Below are 18,693 nucleotides of genomic sequence, written 5' to 3'. Positions count from 1 at the left end.
CGACACGCCCTCCCCGCGTTCCGGCGGCCATCCGAGAGGCCGCCCGATCCTGCCCCGCCCGCCAGGAGACACTTCGTGAGTGAGCCAACCAACCCGCAAGGACGGACCGCGCCATCCTCTGCCCCCCTCGGCGGCGAGGAACTCGCCTTAATCGACCGCTACTGGCAGGCGGCCAACTATCTCTCGGTCGGCCAGATCTACCTGCTCGACAATCCGCTGCTGCGCGAGCCGCTTCAGCCGCAGCACATCAAGTCGCGGCTTCTCGGCCATTGGGGCACGACACCGGGTCTGAACTTCATCTACGTCCACCTCAACCGGCTGATCAACGCGCGTGATCTCGACGCGATCTACATCTGCGGACCGGGCCATGGCGGTCCCGGCATCGTCGCCAACACCTACCTCGAAGGCACCTACAGCGAGGTCTATCCCGACATCGCCCAGGATACGGAGGGCATGCGCCGGCTGTTCCGGCAGTTCTCGTTCCCCGGCGGCATCCCGAGCCACGTCGCGCCCGAGACCCCCGGCTCGATCCACGAGGGCGGTGAACTCGGCTACGCCATCGTCCATGCCTTCGGCGCGGTGTTCGACAATCCAGATCTGATCGCCGCCTGCGTGATCGGCGACGGCGAGGCCGAGACCGGGCCGCTCGCCGCCTCGTGGCAATCGAACAAGTTCCTGAGCCCGGTCACCGACGGCGCGGTGCTGCCGATCCTCCACCTCAACGGCTACAAGATCGCCAACCCGACCGTGCTCGGCCGGATGCGGGACGATGAGTTGGAGTCCCTGTTCACCGGCTTCGGCTACGAGCCCTTCTTCGTCGAGGGCGACCAGCCCGAACCGATGCACCGGGCGATGGCCGAGACGCTCGACCGCGCGGTCGCCCGCATCAAGGACATCCAGGCCGAGGCGCGGGGCGGCGGCATGGGCTTCCGGCGCCCGCGCTGGCCGATGATCGTGCTGCGCAGCCCCAAGGGCTGGACCGGGCCGAAGACCGTGGACGGCAAGCGGGTGGAGGGCTTCTGGCGCGCACACCAGGTGCCGGTTAGCAACGCCCGCACCGATGACGGCCACCGCGAGATCCTCGAAGACTGGATGCGGAGCTATCGCCCCGAAACCCTGTTCGACGAGACCGGCCGCCTGCTCCCCGAACTCGCCGCCCTGGCGCCCGAGGGCAACCGGCGCATGAGCGCCAACCCGCATGCCAATGGCGGTCTGCTACGCCGGGAGCTGCGCTGTCCCCGGTGGCAGGACTTCGCCCTCACGGTGTCGAAGCCCGGCGCCGAAATCGGCGAGGCCACCCGCACCCTCGGGCGGTATCTGCGCGACGTGATCCGGCTCAACGCCGAGGCGCGCAACTTCCGCATCATGGGGCCGGACGAGACCGCCTCGAACCGGCTCGACGCGGTGTTCGAGGCGACCGACCGCGTCTGGATCGAGAATATTGAGCCCTACGATGTCAGCCTCGCCCACGAGGGCCGGGTGATGGAGGTTCTGAGCGAGCATCTCTGCCAGGGATGGCTCGAAGGCTACCTGCTCACCGGGCGCCACGGCCTGTTCTCTTGCTACGAGGCGTTCATCCACATCGTCGATTCGATGTTCAACCAGCACGCCAAGTGGCTGAAGGTGTCGCGCGAACTCGGCTGGCGCCGGCCGATCTCCTCGCTCAACTACCTCCTCACCTCGCATGTCTGGCGCCAGGACCATAACGGCTTCAGCCACCAGGATCCCGGCTTCATCGATCTCGTCGCCAACAAGAAGTCGGACATCGTCCGGGTCTACCTGCCGCCGGACGCCAACACCCTGCTTTGGGTCGCCGACCACTGCCTGCAGACCTACGACCGCATCAACGTGATTGTGGCCGGCAAGCAGCCGCAGCCGCAATGGCTCAGCGCGCACGAGGCCGGTCTCCATTGCGAGGCGGGCATCGGCATCTGGTCCTGGGCCGGGACGGACGCGACCGGGCTCGAACCCGATGTCGTGATGGCCTGCGCCGGCGACGTGCCGACGCTCGAAACCCTGGCCGCCGTCGATCTCCTGAAGCAGGCCGTTCCCGGCCTTCGCATCCGGGTCGTCAACGTGGTCGATCTGATGACCCTGCAATCGAACAGGGACCACCCGCACGGGCTGACGGACGCCGCGTTCGACAGCCTGTTCACCCGCGATAAGCCGGTGATCTTCGCCTATCACGGCTATCCTTATCTCATTCACCGGCTGACCTATTCCCGGGCCAACCACGCCAACATGCATGTGCGCGGCTTCATCGAGGAGGGCACCACGACGACGCCGTTCGACATGGTGGTGCTGAACGAGCTCGACCGTTTCCACCTCGCCATCGAAGCGATCGACCGGGTGCCGGGGCTGGTGACGCGGGCGGCAGGAGCCAAGCAGGGGTTCCGAGACCGCCTGACCGCGCACAAGCTCTATATCCGCGAGCACGGTGAGGACATGCCCGAGATCCAGGGCTGGAAATGGCCCTACGAGACGCGCCAGGAAACCGGAACCCCGCACTGAGCGGCGCCGCTCGCTCGGGGTCGGCGGGCTTGCGTCGATGCGCCCTGCGGGGTCTATCCCGTTCCGGTCCACGGATGGCGGGCGCGGGGACAGACTCGAGGGCGCATGGACACGCAACAGGCCGGCCGCGTGCTGGTCGCCGGAGGCGGCATCGCCGGTCTCGCCGTCAGGCGCGCCCTGCACCAGCAGGGCATCCCCTCGCTCACGCTGGAACGGCGCGGCGTGCAGGCAGATGCGGGACTGGCGATTAATCTACCCGGCAACGCGGTGCATGCGCTGAGCCAGTTCGGCTTGCTGGATGCACTCCGCGCGGTCGGCGCGCCGGTGCGGCGTCGCGAATACCGCACCGAGCGCGGACGCCTCCTCTTCGCGGTGGACGAGACCGCGTTCTGGGGTACCGAGACGGGGCCGCATTGCCTGCGCCGCGCCGACCTGCTGCGCCTGTTGCAGGGCGATCTCCCCCCAGGCGACATCCGCCGGGGCGTCGAGATTGCCGCCGTTCGCCAGGGGCCGCAGGGCGTCACGGCTGAACTCGCCGATGGCTCGACGGAGAGCGGCGAGCTGCTCGTGGGGGCGGACGGCGTTCACTCGGCGGTCCGCCGCAGCCTGTTCGGGGAACAGGCCCTCGGGTCGGCGATGCTGGCGACCCAGAGCTGGCGCCTCATGACGCCCAATCCCGGCGTCGAGGCCTGGACTTTGTGGGCCGGGGCGGGTGCCTTGTTCCTGCTCATTCCGGTCGATCGCGGCGAGGCCTATGGCTGGGCCTCGGTGAGCGCAGGGCGGGAGCGTGGCTCCGATCCGGCCGCGATCCGCGGCGCGTTCGCGTCCTTTCCCAGGCTGGTGCGCGACACGCTCGATGCGGTCCTGTCGCAACCGGATGCGGTCTATCACTCGCCGCTGGAAGAGGTTCGCATCCCGGCCTGGACCCGCGACCGCGTCGTCCTGCTGGGCGATGCGGCCCACGCCACCGCGCCGGTCTGGGCGCAAGGTGCTGCGCTCGCCCTGGAGGATGCACAGGTTCTGGCCCGCCTGCTGGCGGAGCGGGCGGATTGGGATCACGTCGGGCCGGACTACGAACGGCTGCGGCGCCCCCGCGTCACGCATGTCCAGAGCATGACCGATCGTCTGTCGCGCACGGCGCGGATGCCGGATTGGGCAAGGAACGTTCTGCTCCCCGTCGTCGGCCCGCGCAGCTACCGCGCCACCTATGGCCCGCTCCGCACGCCGACGGGCTGAGGCCGGATCGCGGCAAAGCCGAAGCAGTCAGTTCCGACGGGGGCGGAACGGCTTCGGAAATGGATCGCGGAGGAAGGTTGGAGCGGGTACCGGGAATCGAACCCGGGTATTCAGCTTGGAAGGCTGCTGCTCTACCATTGAGCTACACCCGCCGAACGCAACTCACGCCGAGCACCGGTTTCCCGGAACCTTCCGCACAGGGCGGCGTGGCGAGCGGCATTGCAGCGGGGCGATAGCATGCCTCGGCCTCTTTGAGAAGCGCGAAGCGGGATCTCGCCCCGACGCGGAAGCTGTGCGAGGGAGGGGGGGACGACCGGGGAAGTCCTCCCGGTTCAGGCTCGTTCGCCGGATCCGCCGCCGTTGTTTCCTCGCCGTAAACCCACCCCTCCCACGGCCACCGGACAGGACGGCGTGTCGGCTGCATCGTCATCCGTGCGCCTCGACATCCGCGGTGTGAGCCGGCGCTACGGCCGGATGCTGGCGCTCGACGAGGTCTCGCTTTCGCTGTCGGCGGGCGAGATCCTGGCGGTTCTCGGTGATTCCGGGTGCGGGAAGAGCACGCTGCTGCGGCTGGTCGCCGGGCTCGATGAACCCGATGCTGGCGAAATTCACATCGATGGCCGGCGCATCGCCGGTCGCGGCGGCGGCGAACCGCCCGAGACCCGCGGCGTCGGCCTGATGTTTCAGGATTACGCCCTGTTTCCCCACCTCACCGTGCTGGCCAATGTCCGGTTCGGCCTGAGCCATTTGCCGGGCGCGCGGGCGCGGACCGTGGCGCGGGAGCGCCTCGCCGAGGTCGGTCTGGCGGGTCGTGAGACAAGCTACCCGGCGACGCTGTCCGGCGGCGAGGCTCAGCGGGTGGCGCTGGCGCGGGCGCTCGCACCGCGTCCCCGGGTGCTGCTCCTCGATGAGCCGTTCTCGAACCTCGATGCCGGCACTCGAGAGCGGGTTCGTGCCGACACTCTCGCCGTTCTGCGTCAGGACGGCATCAGTGCCATCCTCGTGACCCACGACGCCGCCGAGGCCGTCGAGTTCGCCGACCGCATCGCCCTGATGCGGAAGGGCCGGTTGATCCAGTGCGACACCGCCGAAGCCTTGTATCGCGCGCCCGTGAGCCCCTTCGCCGCGAGAGCGCTCGGTGACGTCGTGACGGTGGCGGGCCTCGCCTCCGGCGGCCGTCTGGCGACGCCGCTGGGAACGGTCGCCCTGCCCTCCTCCGGGCCCGACGGAGCCGTGCAGGTCTGCCTGCGGCCAGAGGCGATCCGCATCGTGCCGCGCGGCGAAGGCGTGCCGGGCCGGGTGCTGCGCCGCAACTTTGCCGGCGGGAGCACCCGTATCGACGTTGAGATTCCGGGGCTCGACGAGCCCCTGCGCCTCACCGCGGCGCAGGAGGATCATGTGGATGACAGGATCGAGCTGGGGCTCGTCGAAGGCAAGATCCTCGTCTTCACCGAATGCGAATCCGCTTGAGACGTCGATTTTATCTAGAATAAGTATAAATCATCAGACTTGTCCGGTTCCCTGCCCGTCTATAACACCCGGCGAGCATCATCGATGCTTGGGGGGAATAGAATGTTGCGGCTGCGGCGCTTCGGTTGTTTCGTAGGTTTCAGCCTTGCCTTTGCTCTGGCCGGCCAGGCCGAGAGTGCTGAGGTGAACCTCTATACGACCCGCGAGCCGGGCCTGATCCGGCCTCTCCTCGACGCCTACACCGCCAAGAGCGGCGTGACGGTGAACACCGTCTTTGTCGAGAAGGGCTTGGCCGAGCGCGTCGCGGCGGAAGGCGCCCGCGGCAACGCCGACGTGGTCATGACGGTCGATATCGGCAACTTGATCGAGCTGGTCGACCGCGACCTCGCTCAGCCGGTCCGCTCCGCGGTTCTGGAGGCAGCCGTACCGGCGCCGCTCCGCGACGGGGACGGGCGTTGGTACGCCCTCTCCATGCGCGCCCGCGTGCTCTACGCCGACAAGGCGCTCTCCGACCTGAACGCCGCGACCTACGAATCGCTGGCCGATCCAAAGTGGCGGGGCAAGATCTGCCTCCGGTCGGGCCAGCATCCCTACAACACGGCCCTCATCGCCGCCTTCCTCGTGCGCCACGGCGCGGAGAAGACCGAGGAGTGGCTTCGTGGCGTCAAGGCCAACCTTGCCCGCAAGGCGGCCGGGGGCGACCGGGACGTGGCGCGCGACATCGCCGCCGACCTTTGCGACATCGGGCTCGCCAACTCCTACTATGTCGGGCTGATGCGCTCGGGCCGCGGGGGTCCGGATCAGCAGAAATGGGGCGAGGCGATCAAGGTCGTGCTGCCGACCTTCGAGGGCGGCGGCACCCACGTGAACGTTTCGGGCGCCGTGGTCGCCAAGCACGCGCCGCATCGCGAGGAAGCGGTCAAGCTGCTCGAATACCTCGTTTCCGACGAGGCGCAGGCGCTCTACGCCAAGGCCGACTTCGAGTATCCGGTGAAAGCCGGCGTCGCGGCCGATCCGATGCTGCAGGCGCTCGGCCCGCTCAGCTTCGACACGACGCCGCTCGTCGCGATCGCCCGCAACCGCAAGGCGGCGAGCCTGCTCGCGGACAAGGTCGGCTTCGACAACTGACCGCTCTCAAGCATCACTGGTCCGTTCCCGGCGGTCGGCCGACAGAACGCCGAGGGGACGGATCGCAGGATCATCGATGACGCCCGCACGTGGCCTCCTCTACGCGGCGGCGGCGCTGCTGGCCGCCGTCCTCCTGGCGCCGGTCGCATCGCTCGCGGTCGCGGCGGCCGACGGGTCCGGCGAGTTGTGGCCGCATCTTGCGGCCTATGTGCTGCCGCAGGCGATCCGCGAGACGGGCTTGCTTCTCGCCGGTGTCGGAATCCTGGTGATCGGGCTCGGCACCGGAACGGCGTGGCTCGTCTCGGCCTTCGCCTTTTCCGGCCGTCGGCTGCTCGACGCGGCCCTGCTGCTGCCGCTCGCGGTGCCGACCTACGTGGTGGCCTACGCCTATCTCGATCTGATGCACCCGCTCGGTCCGGTGCAGAGCGGTCTGCGCGGCCTGCTCGGCCTGTCGAGCCCACGCGACCTGTCCTTTCCCGATCTGCGCTCACTGCCCGGCTGCATTCTGCTCCTCGGCTTCGTCCTCTACCCCTACGTCTACCTGCCGACGCGGGCGCTGTTCCTGATGCGGGCGGGAACGCTGCTTGAGGCCGCGCGGATGCTCGGCGCCGGACCGGCGCGGACCTTCTTCCGGGTGGCGCTGCCGCTAGCTCGGCCCGCCATCGCCCTCGGCACCGGTCTCGCACTGATGGAGGCGCTCAACGATGTCGGCGCGGCCGAGTTCCTGGGGGTCCGCACCCTCACGGTGCAGGTCTACGCGACCTGGGTGAACCGCTCGGATCTGCCTGGTGCCGCGCAGATCGCCCTGGTGATGCTGGCCGGCGTCGTCGGCCTCGTCGCGCTCGAGCGGCTCGCTCGTGGCGGAAGAGGCTATGCCGGTTCGGGCCATCGCGACCGGCCGACCGCGCGTCGGCCGCTGTCGGGATGGCGGGCGGGTCTCGCTCTCGGCCTCGGCCTCACTCCCGTACTGCTCGGCTTCGGCCTGCCCGCGGGCTATCTCGCATGGGCCGTCTGCCAGAGACTAAAGGGGATGGGGCTGCCGGACACCCTCGCCGCGCAGGCCCTCAACACCGTGCTCTACGCGGGCGCCGCGACCCTGGTCACGGTCGCGGTGGGGCTGCTGGTGGCTGCCTCCCCGCATCTCCTGGGGCGACGTAGCGGACTGGCACTGATCCGGGCCGCCGGTCTCGGCTACGCGATGCCGGGCACGGTGCTGGCCGTGGGGCTCCTCGCCCCGCTCGCGCTGCTTGATACCGGGCTGACCAACCTGGCTGGCGCCGGGCTCGGCTGGGCACCGGCCGTCGGCCTCGGCACGGGCGCGGCGCTGGTCATCGCCTATACGCTCCGCTTCCTGACCATTCCGGTCGGCGCGACGGAAGCAGGTCTCGCGCGCATCCCCTCGACCCTTCCCGACGCGTCGCGGATGCTGGGACGCGGGCGCTTCGGCACACTCCTCGCGGTGCAATTGCCGCTGGCATGGCCCGCCGTCCTGAGCGGGGCGCTGCTCGCCTTCGTGGATATGGCGAAGGAATTACCGGTGACGTTGCTTCTGCGTCCGCTCAACGTCGAGACGCTGAGCACGCACCTCTACGGCGAAGCCGCTCGCGGCACCTACGAGGACGGTGCCGCGAGCGCGCTGTTGATCGTGATGACGGGTCTGATCCCCGTTGCCTTGCTGCTGCGCCTCAACCGGGGTGCCGGGCTGCGGCCGAGCCGGTCGGACGCCTGACCGGGTCTTACATGCCGCCAAGCAGCACGTTCATCGAGCCGACGAAGGTCATCACGAGGCCGCAGGCGAAAACGGCAATCATGGCGTAGGAGACGGGCTTCAGTTGCATGCTCGGTCAACTCCTTACGGTCGGTGGCTCCCACCTGCGGCGTCGGCCCCGCATAGTCGCGGAATGGCCAACGTCCCGGCAGGCGGAGGGTGAGGCAGAAACCGGGCCATTCAGGCCCAGTCATTACCATCAACGACAGAAACGCTCAGTCATTCCGTCGAGAGAGCAAGAAAAATGCGACGAGACGATGAAGCGCATCTCGAATCGCGAAGATGTGAGGCCGTTATGGCCAATATTATCGATAAAGTTCCACTGGAAATAGCGACTTGCATGATATCACAGTCTCGTGGCGCCGGGATTCGGCGCCCCGAGCTCAGCAGCGCGTACCACCAGACGTCTGGCCATATTGCTTGACCGGGAAGTTCTGCTGGTTCGCATTGCCCTCGGCCGCCGAGCTCATCGGGCAAGCGGTGTGCGCGGGGCTGTCGTGGACACCGAGCGAACCCGTGACCTCCACGTCGGCGGCTGTGGCCGGGCGGGCGTTCCGGTCGAAGGCCATCACGGAAGAGGCCGGAGCGGTCACGCCGATGATGACGGCGGCAACGACGGCGGCAAGACGGGTCTTCATGTGATGTTCACTTTCTCTTGTTCGGCGCCTTCTCTTGAAAGCGCAGTCTCGTCCTCTGGTGTTACTGATATAGGCGACAGAACTTGAGCATGACGTGCCGGGGCACACGCACCGTCCGGGATTAAACTCGAACCGCGATTTGCCCCTCGGCGCGTCGCACGGAACCGGGTTGCCGGGCGCTACGAAGCGGACCGCGCCGCATTGTGGACGCGCTTCGGCGAGGCCGCGCCCGCCCCACTCAAGCAAGCGTTATCGTGCGTCCTGTCGTGCCTGAGCACGGCGTGTCATCGCCGGTTCGACAGGCGGGGATTGGTCTCGGCCGGGCCGGGAAGCGCCCTGCGTTCGAGCCCCTTATGGAGATGGACCATCAGCGCCACGCCGAAGAGCGGCGTCACGAGGTTGACGATCGGCACGATCATCAGACCGGCGAGCAGGCAACCGGCCGCGATCACCGTGAAGCCGTAATGCTCGCGCATCGCCCGCGCCTCCGGAAGGGAGCGGAAACGGCCGGCGGCCAGCTCGAAATATTCGCGGCCGAGGAGGTAAGCGTTGGCGCCGAAGAAGGCGACGAGGTTCACCCCCGGCACGAAGACGAGAATCAGCGCCACGAAGTTCACGAGCAGGGCGAGGCCGGCGAAGCGGAACGCCGAGCCGAGCGCCTGCCCCCACGGCAGGGCACGCCCCGGCGTGTCGGCGGGAAAATCGCTGTGCTCGACCACTTCGGCGACGTCGTCGAGGAAGAAGCCGGCCACGAGGATCGACACCGCGGGCATGATGTAGGCCAGAGCCACGAACAGCCCGGCACCGGCCAGGAAGAAGGCCAGGGTGTCGAGGAACGGGTAGTCGGCCGAGATGTGATGGCTCGCCTGGAAGGCCTGGATCAGGCGCGTCAGTCCGAACCACACGACCACTAGCAGCCCGATCGTGAGCGCCAGCGATTTGAACAGGATGCCGCGCAGGGCGGGGGAGAATACCTGCCGCATAGCGGCGGCAGCGGCCTTGATGAGCATCGCGCCCTTCAATCCTCTCGATGATCCGCACCCACCCGAGGCGGGTTCTCGCCACTCCGCGGGGATGGCGCAAGCCCCAGCTTCGGGGAAACCCTGACGAAGCGCGGCTCCTGAGCGCGATTGAGGCGTTGCCCGCATAGATCCGCCGGAGACCCGCACATGGCCCGCCCCGCCCTCTCTCGTCTCGTCCTGCTCGGCTCCCTGCTCGCCACTGTTCCCACCACCTTGCCTGCCGCCGCCCACGAAGTTGGAGCCTGGGCGGGCGCAAGTTCCGCCCCGGCGGAGCGCTCCGAAGTCGCGGTCGCGGCACTCGACGGCAAGGCCTACGTCATCGGCGATTATAACGGCGCGACCGAACTGCTGATCTACGATCTGGCCACCGATCGCTGGAGCAAGGGCGCGCCCTTCCCCTACCCCGTCCACCACACCATGGCGGCCGAACAGGGCGGGCGGATCTACGTGTTCGGCGGCTACGTCAACGGCTGGGAGGCGACCGACAAGGTCTGGGCGTACGATCCGAAGGCGAACGCCTGGGAAGCCCGCGCGCCGATGCCGACCCCACGGGCCGCCGGCGGGGCGGCGCCGCTCGGCGACAAGATCCATGTCGTCGGAGGCAGCGGGTCGGGACGCGGCAACGTCCGCTCCCACGAGGTCTACGATCCGGCAAAGGATAGGTGGAGCACGGCCGCCGACTTGCCGACGCCCCGCGACCACCTCGCGGTGCAGACGGTGGAGGGACGCATCGTCGCCAGCGGGGGCCGGATCGACGGCGATTCGAGCAAAAACCTCGCGGCCAATCAGGTCTACGATCCGGCGCGTGACGCCTGGAGCGAGGCCGCGCCCCTGCCGACCGCGCGCAGCGGCGTGGCTTCCGCCGTGCTCGGCCGCGAGGTCTTCGTCATCGGCGGCGAGTCGAACCGCAGGACCTACGACGAGGTCGAGGCCTTCGATCTGCCGGGCAATCTCTGGCGCGCCCTGGCCCGGCTTCCCACCGCCCGCCACGGCTTCGGCGCGGTAACCTACAAGGGCCGCATCTTCACTCTCACCGGAAGCCCGCGGCCGGGCGGCGACCGGTCGGGAACGGTCGAAGTGCTCGATCCGAACGGCGCCGCGCCGGCCCGCTGAACGAGGGAAGGCGGCCGGGAACGCTTGCCGCGGCAGGGTCGGCGGACGACATGAGGGCCGCTGCCCTCCCGGATCCGCTTCGAGACCATGCGCCCTGCCCCCGAGCACGCCCGCTTCCGCCCGACCGTCGGCCCCCGCGTCTCGCCATCCCGGCCGCGCCCGACGTGATCGTGATCGGCGCGGGCGCCGCCGGGATCGCCTCGGCTCGGCGGCTGATCGAGCGCGGCCTGTCGGTGGCGGTTCTGGAGGCGCGCGACCGGGTCGGCGGGCGCGCGGTGACGACGCGGCTGCGCGGCCACGCGATCGATCTCGGCGCGCATTGGATGCATGCCGGACCGATCAATCCCCTTGTCGCCCTCGCCCGGAGCCGCGGCGAGCCCCTGCGACGGGCCGCACAGCACGAGCATCTCTGGATCGGCGGGCGTCCGGCGCGCGCGGATGAGGAAGCCGCCTTCTCCCGCGCCTTCGACGTCGCCGACCGGGCGATCACGGGCGCGGCGTCCCGCGCGCAGGACGGGCCGGCCGCCGGCGCCCTGCCCCGCCATCTCGGGCCCTGGCGTGAGCGCATTGTCGGCGTTCATGCGCTGGTCTCAGGCCGGCCGCTCGAGGAGGTGTCGCTGCACGACTGGCCGAGCATGGAATACGGCGACAACTTCTTCATCGCGGGCGGCTACGGCGCCTATCTGGCCCGATTGTCGCTCGGACTGCCGATCCGGCTCGGATGCCCCGTGATCGGCCTCGACTGGTCGGGGCCGGGCGTGCGCGTGCAACTCGCCGACGGTGGGCAGCTCGCCGCGCGGGCCGTCATCGTCACCGTTCCGATGCCCGTGCTCCAGGCAGCGTTCCGCTTCGATCCCCCCCTGCCCGAACGGACGCGCGCGGCCATCGACGGCTTCCTGTCGGGCATCTACGAGCACGTGGTCCTGCACTGGCCCTCGGCACCGTTCCACGGCCGCGACCGGCTCGCCAGCGTGGTCGGCGGACGTCACAAGCCGCCGGGGATGCTGACCCGGATCGACGGCACGCCGTTCCACTATTTCGAGCTGGACACCGCTTTGACCCGCGCCCTCGACGCCGCCGGGACCGGCTCCGATGGCGCGCGCCGCCTCGCCCGCGCGGTTCTGTCCGAGCATTTCGGCCGCGCCGCCCTGGCCGACCTCGCGATCCCGGCCGTGACCGCTTGGCGGCACGATCCCTGGTCGCGGGGCTCATGGGCCGTGGTTCCGCCCGGACACGCGGCCGCCCGGGCGACGCTCCAGGAGCCGGTCGGCGAGCGGATCTGGTTCGCGGGCGAGGCGAATTCCCGTGCGCAATGGGGCACCGCGGGTGGCGCCTACGAGGAAGGGCAACGCGCGGCCGATCGCGTCGCCGACACGCTCACCGACGATCGTGCCCCGCTGCGGGCGAGCGCCTGAGCGCTCCCGCACTTGCATCCCCCACCCGGATGGGCGAACCGCCGACGCGACAAACGCGCAGGAGCGCCCGCCGGAGCGAGGGCCGGCCGGGAGGCCGGGGGGAACGCGATGAACTGGGTCGAAGCCATCGGCTATCTCGGGACGGCGCTCACCGTCGCCTCCTCGGCGATGGGGACGATGATCCCGCTGCGGATCGTGGCCCTGTGCGCGAGTTGCGCCGTCATCACCTACGGCTACCTGATCGGCAGCGTGCCGGTGATGCTCACCGAGGCGATCCAGATCCCGTTCAACGCGTGGCGGCTCTACGAGATGGTCCGTCTCGTGCGCGAGACCGAGCGGGCCGCCTCCGGCGACCTCTCCCTCGACTGGCTGAAATCCTTCGGCACCTCCCGCCGCTTCCGGGCCGGCGAAGTGCTGTTCCTGAAGGGCGATCCGGCCCACGAGATGTATCTGATCGAGAGCGGGCGCTTCCGCATCGCCGAGCACGGCCTCGACGTGCGGCCGGGCCAAATCGTCGGCGAACTCGGCATGCTCTCGCCCGGCAATCGCCGCACCGGCTCGCTCGCCTGCGTCGAGGCCGGCACGGCGCGCTGCCTGTCCTATTCCGAGGTGAAGCAGCTCTATTATCAGAATCCGGAATTCGGCTTCTACTTCCTGAAGCTGACGAGCGAGCGCCTGTTCCAGAGCGCCGCCGAGGCAACGGGGGCGCAACGCACCGTGCCGGCCGGCAGCGACGTGCTGTGAGTCTCAGTCGGGTTGCCGCATGAAGCTGTCGGGCGTGCCCGTTCCGGCTTCGACGAACTGGATGTCGCGCGGCCCGCGCCGGGGTGTATCGATGGAGAGGAACACCACCGGCTCCTCCAGGATCTCCGGTACGGAATGCACCACCCCCCGCTTGAAGAACACGAGCATGCCCGGCCCGACCTCAACCGGCGCCGCGTCGCCGAACTGCATCCGGCAGCGGCCGGAGAGGGCGTAGAGATACTCGTCGCAGGTCGTGTGATAGTGCGGCGGCGTCGGCCGGTAGACCCGGAAGACGCGGGCGCTCGCGGTCTCGTCGTCGGTGAAGCGGTGATCGGCCACCATCGTCGTCGCGGTCTCGGGAAGGCGGCGCACGCTCTCGGCGACGTCGAACACCGCATGGCCGGCGGATCTTGGCTCGTCCATTCTGCGGTGCTCCCGTTTGGTCCGGCGGCGATTATGCCGACGCGGGCGGCCGGTGCACAGAGGCCGGCGGCGCACGCATTTCATCAACCGGGCGAAAATGTTAGGAATGGCGCGTCGTCCCGAGCGGTGATCGCCGACTTTCGAGACAACAGAACATTTTCGCAGCGCCGCCCGGTTGGCGGCCCTGACATTGATGACCCGGAGATGATGCGCGGATACGAGGGAAACGCCCAGGTCATGGCGGATGTCGCCACCGTGATCGAGCAGGCGCAGCGCGAAGGTCGCGATCTCGCGACGGCTTTGCGCATCGCCCGGGTGACGCTCGCCTATGTCAGCGGCCCCGAGCCCGAGCCGGATCAGGCCCGCGCCCTGGAAGCGCTCGACCGACAGCTCCGTGCGCTCTCGGACTGAGCGTACGTCATCAAAATCCCGATCGTCTCCGCTCCGCGTGCAGCGCGATTTTCGTGAGCGACATGAAGGAATGGCAAGCGCTGCGCGCGTGAGCGGCACCAAGAGGCGTGCTCGCCCCTTGGATTCCGAGCCGCAGATAGACCGGTCAGCCGAAGCCGCTCACCCCGCCGCCTGCACGATCAGCGTCACGGCTCCGAACAGCAACACGGCAAGCACGGCCACGCCCATCAGGATGAGGGCCGCCCGCGACTCGCGTAGCTCGTGATTCTCCATGGTCCGAGCTTAAGCAATGCGGCGCGCGGCGCATAGAGCATCGCCGCGAAAGGTGGCCTCCGGCTTTCGGAAAAAGATGATGCGAAAACAAGAGGCTAGAGCATCCTCCTTGATTTGATATCCGGCACGACGCTTGAACGCGGCGGTGGCATTTCAAAAGTGCCGGGCGTGCCGACGCGGGCCGAGGATCACGATATCCTCCGGGCATACGACTCGATCCATCCGCGTTGCGTCCGGCGCCAGGTTGCCGTGCAGGGGCTGAACCGCCCAGCGGCCGTACCAATCGCGGGAGGGCGAGAACCGGGCCGCCTCCGACGATGGGCCGACCTCGATCGGTGTACCGGTGCCGGCGAATCGTGCCTCGCCGGACCCGTCCGCCAGCAATCCGAACAGGATCGGCTGCACGTCGCGGTCCGAGGTGTTCTTCGCGAGGTTGGGCAACGACATTTCCAAAAGCTTTCTCGAGGGCAGATCGGAGTGTCCGAAATCGGGACGGTCCTCCGCATCGCTGCAAATCCGAAGCCCGGCGCCATGGTCCCGCGGCGGTACGCTCGGTCGAGACAGTGGCGTCGTTGCAACCCTGGTTCGTCACTTGCCACGGCGAGGGCGAGACGACCCGACAGGGCACCGAATGTTTCGGGTTGGCACGCCGTCACGGCCAACGCGGCACGGCGGCGATCCCTTTCGAGACCGAACCACCGACGCGATGAGAAGACGTCCCGCGATGAAGAGCGTTTTCGAAGCCATCCTGAGCCCGATGCAGCGTCGCTTCGCGGCTCTCGGTCTCCTCGGTGCCCTGGCTGTCACCGTGACATGGTGGTTCATCATCGCCCGCGGCGTCTGGCTGGCGGTCGAATGGGCTTCAGCCTGACGCCGAGATCGTCCCCGAAAACGTTCTTTCAAAAGAACGTTGCGTGATAGATTTTCTGTCTATTTTTCCGCGAATTCGAAGAAATTTCGTCTTGTTCGCCTTGTGACGAGCACCGGTCTCGGGCTCTGTATCAAGCATCTCACGTGGCGCTACGCTTGACATCGTTCTTTAAAAAGAACACTTCGTCTCCAGACGCGGGCGAGGTCCGCGATGTGGAGGCGAGACGACGTGTTCGACGGATATCCGATCAAGCCCGGCGCGACACCCTATCGGCGCGCGGTCCTCCTCGGTCTCGCCATGACCGTCTGCCTTGCATCTGCCGGCAGCGCCCAAGCGCAGACCGAGATCCTCAACGTCTCCTATGACCCGACGCGCGAGCTCTACCGCGAGGTCAACGCGGCCTTCGCCGAGGAGTGGAAGGCCAAGTCCGGCGAGACGATCACCGTGCGCGCCGCCCATGGCGGTTCGGGCGCGCAGGCTCGTACCGTCATCGACGGCATCCCGGCGGATGTCGTGACCCTCGGCATCCCCTCCGATATCGATGCCATCGCCAAGATCTCGAAGAAGATCCCGGCGGATTGGCGCACCAAGCTTCCGAACGAGGGCCTGCCCTACACCTCGACCGTCGTGTTCCTCGTCCGCAAGGGCAACCCGAAGGGCGTGAAGGAATTGGGACGACCTGGCCAAGCCGGACGTGAAGGTCATCACCCCGAACCCGAAGACCTCGGCGGGCGGGCGCTGGAACTTCCTCGCGGCCTGGGGCTACGCCTACGAGCGGGACGGCCGGGACAAGGAGAAGGCCAACGCCTTCCTCGGCTCGCTCTACAAGAACGTGCCCGTGCTCGACACCGGCGCCCGCGGCTCGACCGTGACCTTCGCTCAGCGCGGCCTCGGCGACGTTCTGCCGACCTGGGAGAACGAGGCCTTCCTCGTGCTGGAGGAGTTCGGCAAGGACAAATTCGACATCGTCGTGCCGCCGACCTCGATCTATGCCGAGCCGCCGGTGGCCCTCGTTGACGCCAACGTCGACAAGAAGGGCACCCGCAAGCAGGCTGAGGCCTATCTCCAGTTCCTCTACGGCGACAAGGCGCAGGCGATCTTCGCCAAGCACCATTATCGCCCGATCAAGCGCGAGGCGGCCAAGCCGGAGGATCTCGCGCAACTTCCCGAGATCAAGCTGTTCAAGATCGAGGATCTTCAAGGCTCGTGGGACGAGATCCAAAAGGCCAACTTCGACAATGGCGGCCTGTTCGATCAGTTGAGCAAGGCTGGGCGCTGACCGCATGGGCGAGCCCGTGAAACCCCGGCGGCGCTTCCGCCAAAGGAGCGTGATTCCCGGCTTCGGGCTCACGCTCGGCTACACGCTGACCTGCCTGAGTCTGATCGTGTTGCTGCCGCTGGCCACCCTCGTGGTGAAAGCGTCGGGTCTTGGCCTGTCCGGCATCTGGGACGTCGCCACCGATCCGCGCGTCGCCAGCGCGCTGCGCGTGAGCTTCGGCGTGTCGTTGCTTGCCGCGCTCACGGCCTCGGTCTTCGGCGGCATCGTCGCTTGGGTGCTGACCCGCTACGACTTCCCCGGCCGCAAGCTCGCCGACGCCGTGGTCGATCTGCCCTTCGCCCTCCCCACGGCCGTGGCCGGCATCGCGCTGGCCTCGCTCTACGCCCCGAACGGACTGGTGGGTGAGCAGCTCGCCAAAGTCAGCATCGAGGCGGCCTACACGCCGGTCGGCATCTTCATCGCGATGGTGTTCATCGGTCTGCCGTTCGCGGTGCGTACGGTGCAGCCGCTGATCGCCGAGATCGACAAGGAGGTGGAGGAAGCCTCCGCCATCCTCGGCGCCTCGCGGATCACCACGCTGACGCGGGTGGTGCTGCCGCCGCTGATCCCGGCGGTGCTGACCGGCTTCGCCCTCGCCTTCGCCCGCGGCGTCGGCGAGTACGGCTCGATCATCTTCATTGCCGGCAACCTGCCCTACGTCTCCGAGATCGCGCCGCTGCTCATCGTCATCAAGCTCTCGGAATTCGACTATGCGGGCGCCAGCGCCATCGCCGTGATCATGCTGGCGATCTCCTTCGTGACCCTGCTCGCGATCAACCTGATCCAGGCCTGGAGCCGGCGGAGATTCGGCTATGTCTGAGGCGTTGGCTCAAGGCCCCGGCACGCCGCCGCGCGGAACGAAACGCTGCGGCTTCCCGCCAGCGTCGTCACCGAGCGGAGAGTCGTGCGGTGGCTGCTGATCGCGGTCGCGCTGACCTTCCTCGGCCTCTTCCTCGTCCTGCCGCTGCTCACGGTTTTCGCGCAGGCTCTGGCCAAGGGCTGGGGCGCCTACCTCGCCGCCTTCTCCGAGCCCGACGCGCATTCCGCCATCCGCCTGACCCTGATCGTCGCGGCGATCGCCGTGCCGTTCAACCTCGTCTTCGGCGTTGCGGCCTCCTGGGCCGTCGCCAAATTCGAGTTCGCCGGCAAGAACTTGCTCGTCACCCTGATTGACCTGCCCTTCTCGGTCTCGCCGGTGGTGTCCGGTCTGATCTACGTGCTGGTGTTCGGCTCCCGCGGCCTGTTCGGCCCGTTCCTCGTCGAGCATGACGTCCAGATCATCTTCGCGGTGCCCGGCATCGTGCTCGCGACGATCTTCGTCACCTTCCCCTTCGTCGCGCGTCAGCTCATCCCGCTCATGCAGGAGCAGGGCACGGCGGAGGAAGAGGCGGCGCTGACCCTCGGCGCTTCCGGATGGCACGCCTTCCGGACTGTGACGTTACCCAATATCCGCTGGGGCCTGCTCTACAGCGTCCTGCTCTGCAACGCCCGCGCGATGGGCGAGTTCGGCGCGGTCTCGGTCGTCTCCGGCCATATCCGCGGACTCACCAATACGCTGCCGCTGCACGTGGAGATCCTCTACAATGAGTACAACTTCGTTGCCGCGTTCGCCGTCGCCTCTCTCCTTGCCGGGCTCGCTCTTGTCACCCTCGCCGTCAAATCCGTCCTCGAATGGCGCTACGCCGACGACATCGCGGCGGGGGCACGCCGCCACTGATCTGGTGGGAACGGCGACGGCGATCCGGATCGAGGACGTCTCGAAGACCTTCGAGACGGCGGCGGTGCTGCACGACTTCACCCTCGACGTGCGAGCGGGTGAATTGCTGGCGCTGCTCGGCCCCTCGGGCTCGGGCAAGACCACCTTGCTGCGCATCATCGCCGGGCTCGATTTCCCCGATCGCGGCCGGATCATCTTCGGCGGCGACGACGCCACGCAGGTGCCGGTGCAGCGGCGCGCGGTCGGCTTCGTGTTCCAGCACTACGCCCTGTTCAAGCACATGACGGTGGCGCAGAACATCGCCTACGGGCTCAACGCCCGGAAGCGTTCCGAGCGGCCGGACAAGGCCGAGATCAAGCGCCGCGTAGGCAACCTGCTCGACCTGATCAAGCTCTCCGGCTTTGCCGACCGGTATCCGAGCCAGCTCTCCGGCGGCCAGCGCCAACGCATCGCGCTCGCTCGCGCCCTCGCAGTCGAGCCGCGCGTGCTGCTGCTCGACGAGCCGTTCGGCGCGCTCGACGCGCAGGTGCGAAAGGATCTGCGCCGCTGGCTGCGCGAAATCCACGACCGCACCGGGCAGACGACGATCTTCGTCACCCACGACCAGGACGAAGCGCTCGAACTCTCCGACCGCG

General features: G+C 68.3%; 16 protein-coding genes, 1 tRNA gene and 2 pseudogenes (1 of these 19 only partly in view). 14 read left to right on the top strand and 5 right to left on the bottom strand.

The window, feature by feature from the left end; all coding sequences use genetic code 11:
- Nucleotides 1-75 precede the first annotated feature (75 nt).
- Together M2437_RS05500 and M2437_RS05495 are read left to right on the top strand one after the other, a co-directional pair.
- Nucleotides 76-2,511: a phosphoketolase family protein gene (locus M2437_RS05500; RefSeq protein WP_253386755.1), complete on the top strand. Its 2,436-nt coding sequence runs from the start codon at nucleotides 76-78 to the stop codon at nucleotides 2,509-2,511.
- Between the two features lie 105 nt (nucleotides 2,512-2,616).
- Entirely contained in the window at nucleotides 2,617-3,747 is a 1,131-nt protein-coding gene (locus M2437_RS05495) for an FAD-dependent monooxygenase (RefSeq protein WP_253386754.1), read from the top strand.
- 78 nt (nucleotides 3,748-3,825) lie between these two features.
- Here the strand turns inward: M2437_RS05495 and M2437_RS05490 are convergent.
- Nucleotides 3,826-3,899 (bottom strand) — tRNA-Gly (locus M2437_RS05490).
- Between the two features lie 259 nt (nucleotides 3,900-4,158).
- Here M2437_RS05490 and M2437_RS05485 point away from each other — a divergent pair.
- From M2437_RS05485 to M2437_RS05475, 3 genes are all read left to right on the top strand, one after another.
- On the top strand, nucleotides 4,159-5,217 hold the full coding sequence (locus M2437_RS05485) for an ABC transporter ATP-binding protein (RefSeq protein WP_253386753.1): 1,059 nt from the start codon (nucleotides 4,159-4,161) through the stop codon (nucleotides 5,215-5,217).
- Nucleotides 5,218-5,319: 102 nt separating this feature from the next.
- Nucleotides 5,320-6,345 carry an extracellular solute-binding protein gene (locus M2437_RS05480; protein WP_253386752.1) on the top strand — a complete coding sequence of 342 codons (1,026 nt, stop codon included), beginning with the start codon at nucleotides 5,320-5,322 and terminating at the stop codon, nucleotides 6,343-6,345.
- A 76-nt stretch (nucleotides 6,346-6,421) separates the two neighbouring features.
- Entirely contained in the window at nucleotides 6,422-8,074 is a 1,653-nt protein-coding gene (locus M2437_RS05475) for an ABC transporter permease (protein ID WP_253386751.1), read from the top strand.
- A 422-nt stretch (nucleotides 8,075-8,496) separates the two neighbouring features.
- Here M2437_RS05475 and M2437_RS05470 read toward each other — a convergent pair whose 3' ends face one another.
- Together M2437_RS05470 and M2437_RS05465 are read right to left on the bottom strand one after the other, a co-directional pair.
- Entirely contained in the window at nucleotides 8,497-8,751 is a 255-nt protein-coding gene (locus M2437_RS05470; RefSeq protein ID WP_056460048.1) for a hypothetical protein, read from the bottom strand.
- A 284-nt stretch (nucleotides 8,752-9,035) separates the two neighbouring features.
- On the bottom strand, nucleotides 9,036-9,761 hold the full coding sequence (locus tag M2437_RS05465; RefSeq protein WP_003602164.1) for a sulfate transporter family protein: 726 nt from the start codon (nucleotides 9,759-9,761) through the stop codon (nucleotides 9,036-9,038).
- A gap of 159 nt (nucleotides 9,762-9,920) precedes the next feature.
- On the opposite strand from M2437_RS05465, the gene M2437_RS05460 reads away from it, so the two are divergent.
- The 3 genes and pseudogenes from M2437_RS05460 to M2437_RS05450 all read left to right on the top strand — a co-directional run bounded on the left by M2437_RS05460 (nucleotide 9,921) and on the right by M2437_RS05450 (nucleotide 13,045).
- A complete protein-coding gene (locus M2437_RS05460) occupies nucleotides 9,921-10,886 on the top strand; it encodes a Kelch repeat-containing protein (RefSeq protein WP_253386750.1) in 966 nt (321 codons plus the stop codon).
- A gap of 87 nt (nucleotides 10,887-10,973) precedes the next feature.
- Nucleotides 10,974-12,301: pseudogene (locus tag M2437_RS05455) on the top strand (flavin monoamine oxidase family protein).
- A gap of 108 nt (nucleotides 12,302-12,409) precedes the next feature.
- Nucleotides 12,410-13,045 (top strand): cyclic nucleotide-binding domain-containing protein, encoded by a 636-nt coding sequence (locus M2437_RS05450; RefSeq protein ID WP_003602168.1) that lies wholly within the window; start codon nucleotides 12,410-12,412, stop codon nucleotides 13,043-13,045.
- 3 nt (nucleotides 13,046-13,048) lie between these two features.
- Here the strand turns inward: M2437_RS05450 and M2437_RS05445 are convergent, their stop codons facing one another.
- Nucleotides 13,049-13,468: a cupin domain-containing protein gene (locus tag M2437_RS05445; RefSeq protein ID WP_253386748.1), complete on the bottom strand. Its 420-nt coding sequence runs from the start codon at nucleotides 13,466-13,468 to the stop codon at nucleotides 13,049-13,051.
- Between the two features lie 204 nt (nucleotides 13,469-13,672).
- Here M2437_RS05445 and M2437_RS05440 point away from each other — a divergent pair, with 204 nt between their 5' ends.
- The gene (locus M2437_RS05440) at nucleotides 13,673-13,879 is read left to right on the top strand and encodes a hypothetical protein (protein WP_015821027.1); all 207 of its coding nucleotides are present in this window, start codon (nucleotides 13,673-13,675) and stop codon (nucleotides 13,877-13,879) included.
- 426 nt (nucleotides 13,880-14,305) lie between these two features.
- On the opposite strand, the gene M2437_RS05435 is transcribed toward M2437_RS05440, so the two are convergent.
- The gene (locus M2437_RS05435; RefSeq protein ID WP_253386747.1) at nucleotides 14,306-14,599 is read right to left on the bottom strand and encodes a hypothetical protein; all 294 of its coding nucleotides are present in this window, start codon (nucleotides 14,597-14,599) and stop codon (nucleotides 14,306-14,308) included.
- A 277-nt stretch (nucleotides 14,600-14,876) separates the two neighbouring features.
- Between M2437_RS05435 and M2437_RS05430 the strand changes: the two genes are divergently transcribed.
- The 5 genes and pseudogenes from M2437_RS05430 to M2437_RS05410 all read left to right on the top strand — a co-directional run.
- A complete protein-coding gene (locus M2437_RS05430; RefSeq protein ID WP_003602177.1) occupies nucleotides 14,877-15,023 on the top strand; it encodes a hypothetical protein in 147 nt (48 codons plus the stop codon).
- Nucleotides 15,024-15,233: 210 nt separating this feature from the next.
- Nucleotides 15,234-16,302: pseudogene (locus M2437_RS05425) on the top strand (sulfate ABC transporter substrate-binding protein).
- A 4-nt stretch (nucleotides 16,303-16,306) separates the two neighbouring features.
- Complete coding sequence (gene cysT / locus M2437_RS05420; RefSeq protein WP_253386745.1) at nucleotides 16,307-17,161, top strand: sulfate ABC transporter permease subunit CysT; 855 nt, start codon at nucleotides 16,307-16,309, stop codon at nucleotides 17,159-17,161.
- Between the two features lie 45 nt (nucleotides 17,162-17,206).
- A complete protein-coding gene (gene cysW / locus M2437_RS05415) occupies nucleotides 17,207-18,058 on the top strand; it encodes a sulfate ABC transporter permease subunit CysW (protein ID WP_499007163.1) in 852 nt (283 codons plus the stop codon).
- 4 nt (nucleotides 18,059-18,062) lie between these two features.
- On the top strand, nucleotides 18,063-18,693 hold the 5' portion of the coding sequence (locus M2437_RS05410; RefSeq protein WP_003602184.1) for a sulfate/molybdate ABC transporter ATP-binding protein. 413 nt of this gene lie beyond the right edge of the window; the window shows 631 of its 1,044 coding nt (coding positions 1-631); the start codon lies at nucleotides 18,063-18,065; the stop codon falls past the right edge of the window.

This window comes from Methylorubrum pseudosasae (assembly GCF_029504475.1).
GTDB lineage: Bacteria > Pseudomonadota > Alphaproteobacteria > Rhizobiales > Beijerinckiaceae > Methylobacterium > Methylobacterium extorquens.
The sequence above is the reverse complement of the archived record's forward strand: the minus strand, read 5'-3'. Positions and strand labels throughout refer to the sequence as shown.

Excerpts from the sequence above, each read along its gene's own strand:
- M2437_RS05435 (WP_253386747.1), bottom strand. The coding sequence starts at position 14,599 with ATGTCGTTGCCCAACCTCGCGAAGAACACCTCGGACCGCGACGTGCAG.
- M2437_RS05465 (WP_003602164.1), bottom strand. The coding sequence starts at position 9,761 with ATGCTCATCAAGGCCGCTGCCGCCGCTATGCGGCAGGTATTCTCCCCC.
- M2437_RS05440 (WP_015821027.1), top strand. The coding sequence starts at position 13,673 with ATGATGCGCGGATACGAGGGAAACGCCCAGGTCATGGCGGATGTCGCC.
- M2437_RS05475 (WP_253386751.1), top strand. The coding sequence starts at position 6,422 with ATGACGCCCGCACGTGGCCTCCTCTACGCGGCGGCGGCGCTGCTGGCC.
- cysT (WP_253386745.1), top strand. The coding sequence starts at position 16,307 with ATGGGCGAGCCCGTGAAACCCCGGCGGCGCTTCCGCCAAAGGAGCGTG.
- M2437_RS05430 (WP_003602177.1), top strand. The coding sequence starts at position 14,877 with ATGAAGAGCGTTTTCGAAGCCATCCTGAGCCCGATGCAGCGTCGCTTC.
- M2437_RS05445 (WP_253386748.1), bottom strand. The coding sequence starts at position 13,468 with ATGGACGAGCCAAGATCCGCCGGCCATGCGGTGTTCGACGTCGCCGAG.
- M2437_RS05495 (WP_253386754.1), top strand. The coding sequence starts at position 2,617 with ATGGACACGCAACAGGCCGGCCGCGTGCTGGTCGCCGGAGGCGGCATC.
- M2437_RS05450 (WP_003602168.1), top strand. The coding sequence starts at position 12,410 with ATGAACTGGGTCGAAGCCATCGGCTATCTCGGGACGGCGCTCACCGTC.
- M2437_RS05470 (WP_056460048.1), bottom strand. The coding sequence starts at position 8,751 with ATGAAGACCCGTCTTGCCGCCGTCGTTGCCGCCGTCATCATCGGCGTG.
- M2437_RS05480 (WP_253386752.1), top strand. The coding sequence starts at position 5,320 with ATGTTGCGGCTGCGGCGCTTCGGTTGTTTCGTAGGTTTCAGCCTTGCC.
- M2437_RS05460 (WP_253386750.1), top strand. The coding sequence starts at position 9,921 with ATGGCCCGCCCCGCCCTCTCTCGTCTCGTCCTGCTCGGCTCCCTGCTC.